At 72.5% G+C, this 13,947-nt stretch carries 13 protein-coding genes; 7 read left to right on the plus strand and 6 right to left on the minus strand.

The genetic code is table 11. From position 1 onward, the window contains the following. Positions 1 to 104: 104 nt before the first annotated feature. A complete protein-coding gene (locus ACZ4FH_RS16435) occupies positions 105 to 680 on the minus strand; it encodes an SMI1/KNR4 family protein (protein WP_467305270.1) in 576 nt (191 codons plus the stop codon). Positions 681 to 736: 56 nt separating this feature from the next. On the opposite strand from ACZ4FH_RS16435, the gene ACZ4FH_RS16440 reads away from it, so the two are divergent. The 4 genes from ACZ4FH_RS16440 to ACZ4FH_RS16455 all read left to right on the plus strand — a co-directional run bounded on the left by ACZ4FH_RS16440 (position 737) and on the right by ACZ4FH_RS16455 (position 4,831). Continuing rightward, the gene (locus ACZ4FH_RS16440) at positions 737 to 1,285 is read left to right on the plus strand and encodes a GntR family transcriptional regulator (protein WP_467305271.1); all 549 of its coding nucleotides are present in this window, start codon (positions 737 to 739) and stop codon (positions 1,283 to 1,285) included. After that, positions 1,263 to 2,156: an ABC transporter ATP-binding protein gene (locus ACZ4FH_RS16445; protein WP_467305272.1), complete on the plus strand. Its 894-nt coding sequence runs from the start codon at positions 1,263 to 1,265 to the stop codon at positions 2,154 to 2,156. The genes ACZ4FH_RS16440 and ACZ4FH_RS16445 overlap by 23 nt, the downstream gene beginning before the upstream one ends. Continuing rightward, entirely contained in the window at positions 2,153 to 3,070 is a 918-nt protein-coding gene (locus ACZ4FH_RS16450) for a hypothetical protein (protein WP_467305273.1), read from the plus strand. The genes ACZ4FH_RS16445 and ACZ4FH_RS16450 overlap by 4 nt, the downstream gene beginning before the upstream one ends. Positions 3,071 to 3,256: 186 nt before the next feature. Next, positions 3,257 to 4,831, plus strand: a complete 1,575-nt coding sequence (locus ACZ4FH_RS16455) for a glycosyltransferase family 39 protein (RefSeq protein ID WP_467305275.1) — start codon at positions 3,257 to 3,259, stop codon at positions 4,829 to 4,831. A gap of 14 nt (positions 4,832 to 4,845) precedes the next feature. On the opposite strand, the gene ACZ4FH_RS16460 is transcribed toward ACZ4FH_RS16455, so the two are convergent. From ACZ4FH_RS16460 to ACZ4FH_RS16475, 4 genes are all read right to left on the minus strand, one after another. Then, positions 4,846 to 5,070: a hypothetical protein gene (locus ACZ4FH_RS16460; RefSeq protein ID WP_383647290.1), complete on the minus strand. Its 225-nt coding sequence runs from the start codon at positions 5,068 to 5,070 to the stop codon at positions 4,846 to 4,848. Between the two features lie 56 nt (positions 5,071 to 5,126). Then, a complete protein-coding gene (locus ACZ4FH_RS16465) occupies positions 5,127 to 5,543 on the minus strand; it encodes a hypothetical protein (protein ID WP_467305277.1) in 417 nt (138 codons plus the stop codon). 206 nt (positions 5,544 to 5,749) lie between these two features. Beyond that, positions 5,750 to 7,663 (minus strand): MFS transporter, encoded by a 1,914-nt coding sequence (locus tag ACZ4FH_RS16470; RefSeq protein ID WP_467305279.1) that lies wholly within the window; start codon positions 7,661 to 7,663, stop codon positions 5,750 to 5,752. A 118-nt stretch (positions 7,664 to 7,781) separates the two neighbouring features. Continuing rightward, positions 7,782 to 10,529 carry a serine hydrolase gene (locus tag ACZ4FH_RS16475; protein ID WP_467305281.1) on the minus strand — a complete coding sequence of 916 codons (2,748 nt, stop codon included), beginning with the start codon at positions 10,527 to 10,529 and terminating at the stop codon, positions 7,782 to 7,784. A 164-nt stretch (positions 10,530 to 10,693) separates the two neighbouring features. On the opposite strand from ACZ4FH_RS16475, the gene ACZ4FH_RS16480 reads away from it, so the two are divergent. The 3 genes from ACZ4FH_RS16480 to ACZ4FH_RS16490 all read left to right on the plus strand — a co-directional run bounded on the left by ACZ4FH_RS16480 (position 10,694) and on the right by ACZ4FH_RS16490 (position 12,945). Then, on the plus strand, positions 10,694 to 11,416 hold the full coding sequence (locus ACZ4FH_RS16480) for a GOLPH3/VPS74 family protein (RefSeq protein WP_383647302.1): 723 nt from the start codon (positions 10,694 to 10,696) through the stop codon (positions 11,414 to 11,416). Between the two features lie 209 nt (positions 11,417 to 11,625). After that, a complete protein-coding gene (locus ACZ4FH_RS16485) occupies positions 11,626 to 12,495 on the plus strand; it encodes a helix-turn-helix domain-containing protein (protein WP_467305282.1) in 870 nt (289 codons plus the stop codon). Between the two features lie 243 nt (positions 12,496 to 12,738). Beyond that, entirely contained in the window at positions 12,739 to 12,945 is a 207-nt protein-coding gene (locus tag ACZ4FH_RS16490; protein ID WP_383647308.1) for a DUF397 domain-containing protein, read from the plus strand. A 160-nt stretch (positions 12,946 to 13,105) separates the two neighbouring features. Here the strand turns inward: ACZ4FH_RS16490 and ACZ4FH_RS16495 are convergent, their stop codons facing one another. Beyond that, complete coding sequence (locus ACZ4FH_RS16495; protein WP_467305283.1) at positions 13,106 to 13,945, minus strand: hypothetical protein; 840 nt, start codon at positions 13,943 to 13,945, stop codon at positions 13,106 to 13,108. Positions 13,946 to 13,947 lie beyond the last annotated feature (2 nt).

Consider the following 13,947-nt stretch of genomic DNA (forward strand, 5'->3'; position numbering starts at 1 on the left):
CCTATCCCCGGCCCCGGCCTCGCCCCCCGTCCCAGCCCCGGCCCCGGCCTCGTCCCGCCCCGCCCCGCCCCGCCCCGCCCCGCCCCCGCCCCGCCCTCCAGCGTTCACGACAGGTCGACCACCCCCTCCACGTCGGGGAACCAGGGCCGGCCCGCCGCCCAGTGGGTCACCCAGCCGGCGAAGCCGCGGGGGCCGGGCATCTGGCCGTGTTCGCCGCCGAACGGGAGGGCGGACTCGCCGTCGAGCAGCCATATCGCGCCGCGCTGCGGGCCGGAGACGATCAGGTGCCAGTCCATGCCGCAGCCCTCGGTGCCGAGGTGGAGTGAGCCGTCGAAGGTGATGTCGTCGAGGCGTTCCCAGTAGAGGTCGTCGTCGGAGTCGACGCCGTCGTCCCACTCACCGAGCCATTCCTCGGTCAGGGGGAAGGGGCGGGCCAGGAGGCCCGGTTCGGTGCGCTCGGACAGGGCGTCGAGGGAGAGGAGCCCGTGCTTGGGCGGGCCCGGGGGCGATCCGTCGGTGATCTCCGCGACGCAGGTGCGGTACGGCTCGGGCAGCACGACGCCGTACTCGGACTCGAAGGCGCGGACGGCGGCCCAGCCGATCGGGGACGCACGGTCGGGGGCCGCGAAGGCGGTGCGCAGGGCGGCCAGTTCGGCGGGGTCCGGATGCTCGCTGTTCATGGGCCAAGGGAAGCATCGGCCTCGGACACCCTCATTTGACCCCCGCCCCCACCTCAATGCATCATTCCACTAGTTCATTAGTTGAATGGGGTCGACGGGTGACGTTCACCTTCCGCATCGATCGGCGCAGCGGGGTGCCCAGCTACGTGCAGATCGTTCAACAGGTCCAGCAGGGCCTGCGGCTCGGGCTGCTCGTGGAGGGGGACCGGCTGCCGACGGCGAGGGCGGTGGTGGAAGCCACCGCGCTCAATCCGAACACCGTGCTGAAGGCGTATCGCGAGCTGGAGTCCCAGGGGCTCGTGCAGACGCGGCGACGGCACGGAACGTTCGTGACGGGGACGCTCGGGGCGACCTCGGCCGAGTCGCCCTGGCGGGCGGAGCTGGCCGACGTGGCCGGGCGGGCACGTGACGCCGGACTGGAGCGGGACGATCTCGCCGCGCTGTTCGGGGACGTACTCGACGACCTCTACCCGCCGCCGTCCCATCCGTCCCATCCGTCCCACCCGTCCCCTCCCTCCTCCTCTCCCTCCTCCCTCCGTCCTCCCGCCTCCCCCTCGACGTCCCCGAAGGAACCGGAATCCGATGCTGTACCCCACTCCTCCTGACGCGCCGCTCGTCGCCTCGGGTGTCACGCAGTCGTACCGGCGACGGGGGCCCGCCGTGCTCGCCGGCTGTTCGTTCGCGGTTCCGGCGGGCGTCGTCTGCGGGCTGGCCGGTCCGAACGGGGCCGGGAAGTCGACGGTGCTGGAGCTGGCGGCCGGGCTGCGCCGCGTCACCTCCGGGACGGTCGAGGTGTTCGGCGGTCCGGCGCGCGCCGGGCATCCGCGGGTCTCGTACCTCGCCCAGCACCGGCCGCTCCACCAGCGGCTCACCGTTGAGGAAACGCTTCGTCTGGGCGCCCGGCTGAACGCCGGGAACTGGGACGCGGCGCTCGCCGAACGCGTCGCCGGCCCCGGGCGCTTCCACCGGCGCGACCGGATCGCCGAGCTGTCGGGCGGTGAGCGCACCCGGATCGCCCTGGCGCTCGCGCTCGGCAAGCGGGCCGATCTGCTGCTGCTCGACGAGCCGATGGCGGACCTGGACGTACTGGCCCGTCAGGAGCTGATGGGGCTGCTGATGGCCCATGTCGCCGACACCGGTACGACGGTGGTGATGTCCTCGCACATCGTCGCCGAACTCGCCGACGCCTGCGACCACCTGCTCCTCCTCGACGACGGCGCCGTACGGCTGTGCGGAGACATCGACGAGCTCGTCGAGGACCACGCCGTGGTCACCCTCCCCGGCGGCCCCGGCCGGCTCTCCGGCCACACCGTGATCGAGAGCCGTCCGGCCGGGCGCGGCACCAGCGCGCTCATCCGCCCCGCCGGGCCGCTGCCCGGGGACTGGGAGGTCCGCCGGCCCTCGCTGGAGGAGCTGGCCCTCGCCCATCTCACCGCCCCCCGGCACCCCGTACTCAGCAAGGAACCGGCCGCATGAAGACCCTCGCCCCCCACCGCCCGGACCTCTCCCGGGAGGGCCGCTCCGGCGGCCCGCGTCTTCCGCTGGCGCGCTTCTTCGTACGGCAGTTCCGGGTCCCGATCGCCCTGATGGGGGTCTTCGTCCTGCTGACCTGTCTGCGCCTGGCGTACCACTACCAGGGCTGGGCCGACGCCGTGGCGCTGCGCGAGCACGTCGGCGCGCACGCCTACCACTTCGGGCGTTACGTGGACGACGCCCACAACAAGACCGACAAGCTGCTGGCCGACGGCGCGCCCCTCGCCTTCCGCCCCGCGCTGTACGCCGCGGCCCTCACCGCCGTGGTGACCGCACGCGAGTGGGAGAGCCGGCGCACCTCGCTCACCCTGGCCCAGTCGGTCGCGCCGCGGCGGTGGTTCGCCGCCCGCTGGGCCACCCTCGCGGCCCTCCTCGCCGTGCTCGTGCTGCCCATGGTGGTCCTCCAGCGGATCAGCGCCTCCCACGCCTTCGGGCTCGACCTGCTCGTGCACGGCGCCTCCCGCCAGACCGCCCTCCTCACCGTCGGGCCCGTCACCGTCGCGTACGTCCTGCTCGGCGTCGCCGCCGGCGCGTACACCGGGACCCTGCTGCGCCGCACACTGCCCGCGCTCGTCGCCGCGCCCGTCCTGACCTGGCTCGTCGCCGCCGTCCTGGTGCGCTCCCGCGCGGCCCTGCTGCTCGACTTCCCCGCGTTCTCGAAGGTCGAGGGCTACCACCCCGGCGGTGTCCTGGGCCTCCAGTTCTACGACGTCCTCCCGCAGGACTCCTATCTGCTCAACTCCCTGGACGCCGGGGACTACTGGGGCTACCAGCTCGCCTCCGCCGTTCTCGTTCTCGCCGTCGCCGCCCTGCTCGTCCACGGGGCCTTCCGCGTACTGCGCCGCCGGACGGCTTGACGCACCGGGGCGGGAACGGACGCACCGCCCCGCCTCACGTACTACATCCCCCGGGGGAGCGACCGTCCGTGTCGTTCCCCCGTCGGACGTTCCCGGTCGCCTGCTACGGGGACGACCCCGCCCCGGGCCCCCGCCTAGCGTGAGACGCGTTCCCCTCGCCCTCTCACCCCGGTCGGGTTCTTCGTCATGCCCAGAGTGAAGTTGGTTCCGGCCGGTGCGGCCGTCCCCGTCTGTCCTGCCGTGTTCGGACTGCTGCTGGGGCTGTGGGGGCTCACGCGCGGGACGAGCATGTGGCGGGACGAGGCGGCGACCTGGCAGGCGGCGCACCGGTCGGTGCCGGAGATCTGCCGGCTGCTGGAGCGGGCGGACGTGGTGCACGGTCTGTACTACCTGTTCATGCACGGCGTCTTCGCGCTCTTCGGCGACAGCCTCGTCGCGCTGCGGCTGCCGTCCGTCCTGGCCATGTCGGGCGCCGCCGCCCTCGTCGCGGTGCTCGGCACCCGGCTGACCGGCGGCACCGTGACCGGGCTCGCCGCCGGGCTGGCCTTCTGCCTGATACCGGCGGTTCAGGAGTACGCGCAGGAGGGGCGGCCGTACGCCCTGGTCATGGCCTTCTCCGCGCTCTCCTGCCTGCTGTTCGTCCGCGCCCTCGACCGGCCCGGGACGGCGCGGCGCTGGGTGGCGTACGGGGCCGCGGTCCTCCTGGCCGCCCTGCTCAACTGGTTCGCGCTCCTCGTCCTCACCGCCCACGCGGGCACCCTCGCCCTCGTCCGCCCGCCGCGCGCCAGCGTGCTCCGCTGGGCCGCCGCCTCGGGCGCCGCCGTCGCCGGGACCCTGCCGCTGATCGTCGCCAGCGCCGGGCAGACCGCCCAGGTCGACTGGATACGCCCGGCCGGTCCCGGCACCCTCCTGGCGCTGCTGCTGACCTTCGCCGGGGGCGCGGTCTGCGCCCGGACGGCCGCGAAGGCCATACGCGAACCGGCGGGCCCGGCAAGCGCAACGGGGCATCCGCCCGCCCCCGGCCGTCCCCACCCGCACCGCCCCCGTCTCCTCCTCTCCCACCTGTACCGCCCCCGTCTCTCCCTCCCCCACTCGCACCGCCCCCGTCTCTCCCTCCCCCATCACTCCCTCTCCCGCCTCGCCCTCCCCCTCCTCGTCCTGCCCCCGCTCGTCCTGCTCGCCGGCTCGCTCCTCCGCCCCGTCTACCTCACCCGGTACGTGCTCTTCGGCCATCTCGGGCTCGCCCTGCTCGTCGGCGGTGCCTGCCACGCCCTGGCGCACCGGCTGCGGACCCCGCCGCACCGCACGGTCGCCGCCGTCGCCGGTCTCGCCTTCCTCGGCCTGCTCCCGGTCCAGCTCTCGCTGCGCGGCGCGGACGGACGGATCGACGACGTCCTGGTGACGGCGGCGCACGTGGCCGCCGTGAGCGAGCCGGGCGACGCGGTGCTGTACATCCCCTCCGCGCGCCGGGACACCGCCCTCGTCTCGCCCGCCGGATTCACCGGGCTGCGGGATCTGGCGCTGGCCCGGGGCCCGCTGGAGTCGGGCACGCTGAACGGGGTCGAGGCCGGGCCGGAGCGGATCGCCGGGGCCGTGCTGTCCGCGCGGCGGATCGTGGTCGTCAGCGACGCGGGGCCGCCGGCCGCCCCCACCGCCCGCGACCGCGCCAAGCGGCGCGTCCTGGAGGACCGTTTCGTACGCCGCGCGCAGACGACGGCGCGCGGGCGCACGGTCACGGTGTACGAACGGCGCGGCGGCTGACGGCGGCCGGAGGCTCAGCGCCCCCGGTTGCGGGGGTGGTTGCGGGCCGTGCGCTCGTTGCCGAACTTGTACGCGCCCGTCCAGCGGGCCATCACGGCCTGGGCGTCCCCGGACTCGACCTCGGCCGTGAACTTCGCCGCCCGGTCACCGCGCAGCGTCGTGGCCTTGCGGTCGCGGTGGGTGATGACCACCGTGCCGTCCGCGCGCGTCTCGTAGCTGAATCCCGAAGGTGCCGGCATCCCCCGACCGCCCTCCCTCTCTCCGTCGGAACACGTGGTCCTGCGCGACCGCCGGTTCACCGGTTCCGCGGTCCCCGGCGGTCGTCCACCTCCACGGTCAGCCACGGCCAGCCGGCCGTCCAGTGCGCCAGGTCGGCGGCCGTGGGGCCCGCCGCGTCCCGCAGCGGGGCGGCCGGGCGGTAGTGGACCAGGGTGCCCGTGGTGCCGTCGTCGGCGACCGGGTCCAGGCCGGTCTCGGGCACGCCGTACGCGTACCGCTGGGTCCACGCGCCGCCGAGACGGCGGTTGGTGTGGACGAGGTGCTCGCTGAGGGCCGCGACGACGGACATGCCCCGGCGCGGGTGGCCGTCCGGCAGGGTCTGCGCGCCGGGGGTGTCGAAGAAGCGGAGGTCCTTCGTGGCCATGACGGGCTTCTTCACGGTCCGGCCGTCCGCGTCGCGGCGGGTGTCGGTGCCCCGGCCGTCGTCCGCCACGGCCACCGAACCGTCGGCGTACAGGGTGACGCGGGCGCGTCCCCCGCCGGTGCACTCCGCCTCGTCGGCCGCGTAGGCGAGGACCTCCAGGACCAGGTGCCCGGGGCCCGAGGGTGCGAAGGCGGCCGGGTCGCGGCGGATGCCCGCCAGGTGGTCACGGTCGACCGCGGCCGCCCAGTCGTGCGTCGTATTGCGCCAGGCGGGTTTCAGCGCAGCTCCTCCGGGCAGGGCGTGCCGGGCGACAGCTGGTAGGGCGCGCCCAGGCGGTAGACACCGGCGCGCGGTGCCAGGAGCTCCGTCCACTCGTCGCCGTGCTCGTCCTCGTCCAGCTTGTTCAGGCAGCCGTTCTCGTTGACGAAGGACCTGGGGGTGTTGTCCTTGTCGGGCCGCTCCTTGGACGCCTCGGTCTCCCTCGGCCGCTCCAGGCTCTTGCCGTCGGCGTCGACGAGGGCCAGCCAGCGCGAGTACGGGATCCGGATCAGCACCCGGCCCGCCTTCTTCACGTGGATGGTCAGCTCCCCGGCGCCCGCCTCGTCCACGGTGGCCGGCGGGTCGGCCATCGGGACCGGGCTGTCGACGGCGAAGAGCCGCCAGTTGGCGTCCGACCAGATCGCCTTGAGGTAGGGCTGCCCCTTGGCGACCAGCTCCGCCTCCTGGACCGCCCCGCTGGAGTCCGGGTCGCCCTTGGGCAGCACCACGTAGTGCACGGCCCAGCGATCGAGCCACTGCCGGTAGTTGACCGCGTCCAGGGTGTCGTCGTAGAAGAGCGGGTTGCGCTCCATGTCGGCCTGGCGGTTCCAGCCGCGGGCCAGGTTGACGTACGGCAGCATCGCGGCGGCCTCGCGGTGGCTGCTGGCCGGGACGACCTCGACGCGTCCCCGGTCGGCGCCCACCCGCTGGAGCTGGTCGACGAGCGGGGCCAGCTCGCGGGCCCAGGACGCGGTGGGGGCCGTGCGGACGATGTCGTCGATGCCCTTGAAGCCGATCCAGAAGTTCAGCCCGGCGAACGCGAGGACCAGCGCGTACCACTTCCGCGAGCGCGGTGCGACGTACGGCAGCGCGGCGAGCAGCACCACCCCGGCGAAGAGCATCGCCATCCGCGAGACGTTCGAGCCGATCTGCGAGTCCACGATGTACGTGAGCAGCGTGCCGATCCCGTACACGGCCGCCGCCGTCCGCACCGTCTTCCAGTCCTCGGGCACGAGGAGGAAGACCAGCACGGAGAAGATGAACGGCCCCGAGAGCGTCGCGACCGACATCGGCTGGGTGCCGGAGAAGGGGAACAGCCACGCCGAGAGCGCCACCACCACGACCGGGGCCAGGCCGAGCGCGTACGCGCCGGGGCGCCGCTTGTTCAGGAACAGGGCCGCGGCGACCACGCCGAGGAACAGCCCGGCGACCGGGCTGCCCGCCGTGGCGAGCGCGGCGAGGGGGGCGGCGACGGCCGCCTTGGCCCAGCGCTTGTAGCGCCAGCGGTAGGGCCAGCAGAAGACGGCGGCGGCCGCGCCGACGGCGAACATCATGCCGAGCCCGAAGGTCACCCGGCCCGACAGCGCGTTGCACAGGTACGCGAAGACACCGGCCATCGAGCAGGCCAGCGGATTGCGGACCGCCTTGACCCGGTACAGGATCAGCGAGGTCAGCCCGGCCGAGACCGTTCCGGCGATCATCATCGTCGTACGGACGCCGAGCAGCGACATCAGATACGGCGAGACCACGCTGTACGAGACGGGGTGCATGCCCCCGTACCAGGCCAGGTTGTACGCCGTGCCCGGATGGCGGCCGACGAACTCCGCCCAGGCGTCCTGGGCCGCGATGTCACCGCCGCTGTTGGCGAAGAACAGGAACCAGATCAGGTGCGCGACCGCCGCGACGGCGGTCGTGAAGAGGACCGGGTGGCCGAGACAGCGCTCCTTGACGGCTCCGTAGAGCCTCCGCACTCCGGAGGAACGGCCGGACGACCCACCGGGGGGCGTGGGGCCGGGTGCGGCTCCCGTCGCTTCCTCGGACTGCCCGGAGGGCGTGCTGTCCGCCCGCGTCGGCTCGGCAGTGGTCACTGCGATTCTCCCCGTCCCTCCCCGGACGCGTCGCAACCGCCGGCTTTCCCGTTCGGGTCTCATGGGCCAAAAGACGCGTTCCAGGGTCCACGCGTTGCCCCCGGGACGCTAGCACGCACCGCACTCACGCTGCCCGGAAAGGGCCCGTGAAGTGCCTCGCACCCCGGGGGCTGCCGCGGTATCAGCCGAGGCGGCTCAGCTTCTGGCCGAAGGTCGGGTCCTTCAGGTCCTGCTGGAGCGCGACCGGGGCACTGACCCGGCCGGTGCCGGTCCCCACGGTCACCACGCCGACCTTCGTCCCCGCCTTCATGCTGCGCGAGATCTCCTTGCCGCCGTCCGTCACGGAGAGCTCGATCCTGAGCCCCTGCCAGCCCTTCGCCTTCAGGTCGGCGGTGGCGACCAGCGGCGTCCGGCCGCCGAAGCCGTCGTCCACGTAGCCGACGACATCGCCCTTCTTGACGACCTTGGCGGAGACCACCGCCTTCTGCGCCTCCTTGATCAGCTTCAGGCTGTTGTTCAGGGACATGACCAGGCTGTCGTACGGCTGCCCGGTGCCCGCCTGCTGCCCCATGACCGCGCCGTAGATCCAGAGCTTCTTGCCGTCCACGACCGTGTTGGCCGACCAGACCAGGTTGCCGCCCGCCGGGGTGGAGGAACCGGTCTTGATGCCGCTGACGCCGGGCTCCAGCAGGATCGTGTTGTTGTTGTAGATCGTCGTGTCGATGCCGTCGATCTTGATCTGCGGGGTGTCGACGATCTCCCGGAACACCTCGTTCTGCATGACGGCCTTCGCCAGCTTCAGCTGGTCGTCCGCGGTGGACACGGTCGTCTTCTTCAGACCGCTCGGGTCCGTGTACGTGGTGCGGGTCATGCCGAGCTCCTTGGCCGCGGCGTTCATCTTCGCCACGAACTCGGTCTCGGAGGAGTCCCAGCGGGCGAAGAGCCGGGCGGCGTTGTTGCCCGAGGGGATCATCAGCAGCTGGAGCAGCTCCTTCTCGGAGAACTGCTGGCCCTTGCTGATCGGCGCGGTCGACTCGTCGCCCAGCTTGGACTCGTCCTCGGCCTGCTGGTCGACGGTGATCTGCTCGCCCTCCTCCTTGCCGGTGAGGGGGTGACCCTTCAGCACCACGTACGCCGTCATGATCTTGGCGACGCTCGCGATCGGCGCCGGCTTCTGCGCCCCGGACGAGCCCATCGTGCCGACCCCGTCCACGGTGACGGCCGACTGCCCCTGCTCGGGCCAGGGCAGCTTCAGGTCAGCGCCCCCGAACGTGTACGACGGCTCCGCCGTCATCGTCAGCACCGGCTCCGGCAGCGGGCGCACCATCTGCACGATCGCAAACACGAGCAGCAGCAGGAGGACCAGCGGGGTCCAGATCTTGACCCGGCGCACGGCCGTCCGCACCGGGGTCTCCGGCGGCGGCGGGGTGTTCGTCAGCTCGGCCAGCAGGTCCAGCGGGGGACGCGGCGGCATCGGCTGCTGCCGGGTCCGCTCGGCGCCGCTGAGCGAGGCGGCGGGCGGCTGCTGCCCGGCACCGGGCCCGGGAGCCGGGACCTCGGGGGTACGGGGGGCGGGGGCCGGCCGTACGTCGTCGGAGCGCAGCGGGACGAACCGGCTGGTCCGCTCGGCCGCCGCCGGGTCCGCCGGCGCGCCGTCGCCCTCGGCCGGCTCGGCCGCGGGCTGCCGCTTGACCGGCGGCGGGGTGATCTTCAGCGCCGTCGTCGGCTGGTCGACCCGGGGCAGCCGGGGCGTCTTGAACACCGCCGTCGCCTGGTCGATCCCCGTCCTGTCCCCGGCGGCCGTCGCCTCGGCGGCCCCCGACTCGGCGGGCGCCTGGTCCGAGGACGTCTTCTCGGCGGACGCCTTGTCCGCGGACTTCCCCGGAGCGTTCTCGGCTTCGGCGGACTTCTCGGCGGACTCTTCGCGGGTACGGGGGATGCGGGGCTCGGGGTCCGTGTCGGTGTCGGTGTCGGTGTCGGAGCCTTCGGGCTCGGCCTCGGGCTCCGGCGCGACCTTGGCTTCGGGCTCCGGCGCGACCTTGGCCTCGGGCTCCGGCTCGGCCTCGGGCTTGGCCGCCGGCTCTGTCCTGACCTCGGGCTTGGCCTCCGGCTCCGGCTCCGGCTCGCCATCGGTCTTGGCCTCGGGCTCGGACTTCACCTCGGGCTCGTCCTCGGCCGCCGCCTCCGGGGCGTCACCGGCTTCGGATCCGCCCTCGGCCCGAGCCTCGTCCCCGTCGCCCTCGTCCCCGTCGCTCTCGGCCCCGTCGCCCTCGTCCCCGTCCTTGGACACCCACGCCGCAACGGCGGCACGCAGCCGCGCGTCACCGTCCTCGGCCGCTGCCGGACCGTCCGCGCCGTCGGAGGCTTCCGGGGCTTCCGGAGCCTCAGAGGCCTCCGGGCCTCCGGAGCCCTCCCCGCCGCTCCCCACGCCCTTGGCAGCGCTCTCAGCGCCCTCGGGGCTCTCAGCGCCCTCAGGGCTCCCAGAACCCCCTGCCGCACCCTCCGCCGCCCCACGCTCGCCGTCGGCGCCTTCCGCGCCTTCGGGGCGGTCCGTGGCGTCCACCGGCCCCTCGGGGGCCGTGACGGCCGCCCCGGAACCATCGGCGGCCCCGTCGACGTCCGTCTTCTCGGAAGTCGCGGAAGTCGCGGAAGTCGCGGGGGCCGCGGAGTCCGCCGGGGTCTCGGAGGAGTCGGACGGCTCGGAGGCCTCGGACTCCTCCCGGCCGTCCAGCTCCTCCCGGCTCGGGGTGCGGAAGACGGCCGTGGCCGTGTCCGGGCGCTCTCCGGTCTCCACCGGAGAGGCCGGTTCACGGAAGACGGCAAGACGCGGATCGGCCTCGCTCCGAGTCGTTCCCGACGACTTCTGCTGCTCCGACTTGTCGGGGGACTCGCCCGCCACCGATGCCTCCTCCATGCGGCGCGGGGACATCCCCGCGCTGTCCGAACCATCTACCAGTGTCCCGTGTGAACCCCTGTGCGAGCTGCTAGACGAGAACGACATACCTACTGGTTCCCGTACATAGCGCCCAGGCGCTCTCGACAGACAGATGTGAGAGGGGTCACCCTGTCATTCATCCACGCGGGGAGGCATGGATGGGCAGGAGCCGCAGAACAATTCCGGAGGAGCTTCTGCTGCTCGCTCTGGACCCGGCCACGGGTACCACAGCGCAGCCGCAGTCGCTCGACCTCGGCCTTGCCGGGGCGCAGCTAGTAGAGCTGGCTCTGGCAGGACGGATAGCCCCTGATGGGGATCGTATCGCCGTGGTGATGCCACGGCCGACAGGAGATCCGACCCTGGACTCCGCACTGGAACTGCTGCGCAGGCGCGGCAGCCCGGTCCGGGCCGTCCACTGGATCGGCGGACCCCGGCTGGGGCTCCGCCAGATTTACCTCGCTCATCTGGAGCGGTGCGGCATGGTGCATGCCGTGGCGGGCCAGATGTGCGGAGTGCTGCCGACGACTCGCTACCAGGCGACGGACACGGCGATCAGCCGGGACATCAGAGCCCGGCTGGACAGTGCGATCCGCACCGGTGTACCGCCGGACCCGCGGACCGCGGCGCTCGCCGCGCTGGCCCACGCGGTCGGACTCGGCAAGCACCTGTACCCCGGGAACGAGGGGCGCTCCTCGCGCTCCCGGCTCCGGGACCTGATCCGGCACGACCCGATGGGCGGTCTCGTGGCGCACGCCGTCATGGACGTCCAGAACGGGGCGGTGGCCCAGCCACGCCGCAACCAGGCGGCCGGTGTTCCGTTGCAACAGCAAGTGCAGTCGCAGTCACGCCGCGACAGCATGGCCCACACCGCGGTCCACTGAGGCCGTAACGCACCGTCAGCATCACGCGTACACCGCCGCACCGTCGTCCCCAAAGACCCGGTTCGGGAGCCGCACCAAGCGCGGGGCAGCCAGTACCACCGGCTGCCCCGCGCCGCTGTGTGTGGCCGTTTCCCAGCGCGGCCGGGGGCGGGGGTGGCAATCTGCTCAGCAGTAGATACGCACAGCTACACAGCGGAGGTGCCGTTTCCGTGCCGTCCAACGTCAATCCCACCGTCCGGCGACGTCGGCTGGGTCAGGAACTGCGCAGACTGCGCGAGATCAAGGGCATGACAGCCGAGGAGGTCGCCGAGCGTCTGCTCGTCTCGCAGTCCAAGATCAGCCGCCTGGAGAACGGCCGCCGCTCGATCAGCCAGCGCGACGTCCGCGATCTCTGCGGGGTGTACGAGGTCGCGGACCACCGCGTCGTCGACTCGCTCATGCAGATGGCCAAGGACTCCCGCCAGCAGGGCTGGTGGCACGCCTTCGGCGACATCCCGTACAGCGTCTACATCGGTCTGGAGACCGACGCCGACTCGCTGCGGGTGTACGAACCCCAGGTCGTTCCGGGCCTGCTGCAGACCCGGAGTTACGCCGAGGCCGTGATCAAGGGCGCGTTGCCGGAGGCGCCGCAGTCCGACATCGACAAGCGCGTCAGCGTCCGGCTGCGGCGCCAGGACCGGATCAGCGCGCCCGAGACCCCGCTGCGGCTCTGGGCGGTCATCGACGAGTCCGCGCTGCGCCGCCGGGTCGGCGGCCGGCAGGTGATGATCGAGCAGCTGGAACACCTGGTGGAGCTGTCGCACCTGCCGCATGTGACGGTCCAGGTGCTGCCGTTCGCCATGGGCGCGCACCCGGGCATCAACGGGCAGTACGCCATTCTCGAATTCCCGGACGCCGCGGATTCCAGCGTCGTCTATATCGAGGGCGTCACCAGCGACCTGTACCTGGAAAAGGGCAACGACGTCCAGCGGTACAGCGTCATGTACGAGCACCTGCGCGCCCAGTCGCTGAATGTGGAACAGACACGGGATTTCATCGACGGCATCGCGAAGGAGTACACCCGCGAGGACGCGGAGTGATTTCCTCCCGGGCGGCCGTGTAAACCGATCGGCCCCCAACGTCCGGTATGCACGGATTGAAGTGATGTGACGAGTGAGGCGACGGCACGGTACACCGTCGCCACCTCGCAGCGGAAGAGTTGCCTGGTGCATACCATCCGGTCGAGTGAACGGCCCCTTCACTCAGGGAGCTTGGCGAGTAGCGTCGATCACGCCAACGGAATTCCGCTGGCGCTCACACCAACTCTTCGAACCGGAGTGAACATGGCTATTCGTCAGGGTGCTACGGACAACTGGACGAAGTCGTCCTATTCCGGGGGCAACGGCGCCTGCGTCGAAGTCAGGTCCCCCCTTGTGCAGGCCATCGCCGTGCGTGACTCGAAGGCGCCCGAGGGCCCCTCGCTCACCTTCGTTCCCGGCAGCTGGAACGCGTTCGTGCGCGACGTCGCCAAGGACGCCGTCGACGCCTGACCGATGCGTGTCCGAAGAAACGACGCCGCACTGATTCAGTGCTGCCGGCAGCCCTCTCGTCCGGCCCGCCGTCCTGGCCGAGGGGGCTTCCCGCGTCTCCGGGGCCGATCGCCCCGCAGACGACCGGAGTCAGCGCAGCCGATGCGCCCACCGGCCGGAGTCAGCGCAGCTGATCCACGTACCGGTCCGTGCCCGGCACGGTCGGGACGAACGGCGCGACCAGCTCCACCCGCCCCAGCCCCCCTTCCGCCACCGCCGTGTCGAGTCCGGTGAAGTGCTCCGCCCAGCACGCCCTCGGGTCCTCCTGGAGGAACCAGAGCAGGGTCAGCCGGGTGTCGACGCCCTCGACCTGCTTCACATAGGTCATCCGGTCCCCCGGCAGCGGGGTCGGGCGGAAGACGGTGACCATCGCGGCGGGTGAGCCGTGCAGCCGCTTCGGCAGGTGCCGGGAGCGCAGCCACTCCAGCAGTCCGGCCCGCTGCTCGGGCCCTTCCGCGTCGATCACCTCCAGGACCAGTCCCCGGTACGGGTGATCGAGCGCGTGGAAGTCGCGGGGCCCGGCGGCCCCGTCGCGGTAGACGGTCGCCTCGTGGTCCTGGAACGAGGTGAAGACATGGGTGCGGTCCTGGTAGACCCGCCCGTCCCGGTTCAGCCGCTTGTTGATGGCGACGGTCCACTTCATGTGGTCGTCGTAACGCCCGTCCGTCACCCAGTACGTGGACAGATAGCAGCCGGCCCCGACCGGCTGCGCGATCGCGGACGTGGCGGGGTAGCGCAGCTCCTGGAGGTCGCGGGTGGCCACCCAGCGGCGTCCGGCCGCCATCCAGGGCATCGCCATCGCGCCCGCGTAGTAGTGGTCGTCCTCGTACCAGCGGTTGTACGCGTACTCGTGGCCCGGATGCGGTTCCACCATGGTGATCAGCGCGTGCCCGGGGTGCACCCCGTACGGGCCCAGTGCGGCCAGTTCGGCGTACGTGTCGCTGCGTGTTCCTTCGCCCATGC

The organism is Streptomyces sp. NPDC024555, from assembly GCF_055559335.1.

Coding starts and splice junctions, on each gene's coding strand:
- ACZ4FH_RS16445 (WP_467305272.1), top strand. CDS start 1,263: ATGCTGTACCCCACTCCTCCTGACGCGCCGCTCGTCGCCTCGGGTGTC.
- ACZ4FH_RS16460 (WP_383647290.1), bottom strand. CDS start 5,070: ATGCCGGCACCTTCGGGATTCAGCTACGAGACGCGCGCGGACGGCACG.
- ACZ4FH_RS16495 (WP_467305283.1), bottom strand. CDS start 13,945: ATGGGCGAAGGAACACGCAGCGACACGTACGCCGAACTGGCCGCACTG.
- ACZ4FH_RS16490 (WP_383647308.1), top strand. CDS start 12,739: ATGGCTATTCGTCAGGGTGCTACGGACAACTGGACGAAGTCGTCCTAT.
- ACZ4FH_RS16440 (WP_467305271.1), top strand. CDS start 737: ATGCATCATTCCACTAGTTCATTAGTTGAATGGGGTCGACGGGTGACG.
- ACZ4FH_RS16435 (WP_467305270.1), bottom strand. CDS start 680: ATGAACAGCGAGCATCCGGACCCCGCCGAACTGGCCGCCCTGCGCACC.
- ACZ4FH_RS16455 (WP_467305275.1), top strand. CDS start 3,257: ATGCCCAGAGTGAAGTTGGTTCCGGCCGGTGCGGCCGTCCCCGTCTGT.
- ACZ4FH_RS16470 (WP_467305279.1), bottom strand. CDS start 7,663: ATGAGACCCGAACGGGAAAGCCGGCGGTTGCGACGCGTCCGGGGAGGG.
- ACZ4FH_RS16450 (WP_467305273.1), top strand. CDS start 2,153: ATGAAGACCCTCGCCCCCCACCGCCCGGACCTCTCCCGGGAGGGCCGC.
- ACZ4FH_RS16475 (WP_467305281.1), bottom strand. CDS start 10,529: ATGTCCCCGCGCCGCATGGAGGAGGCATCGGTGGCGGGCGAGTCCCCC.
- ACZ4FH_RS16480 (WP_383647302.1), top strand. CDS start 10,694: ATGGGCAGGAGCCGCAGAACAATTCCGGAGGAGCTTCTGCTGCTCGCT.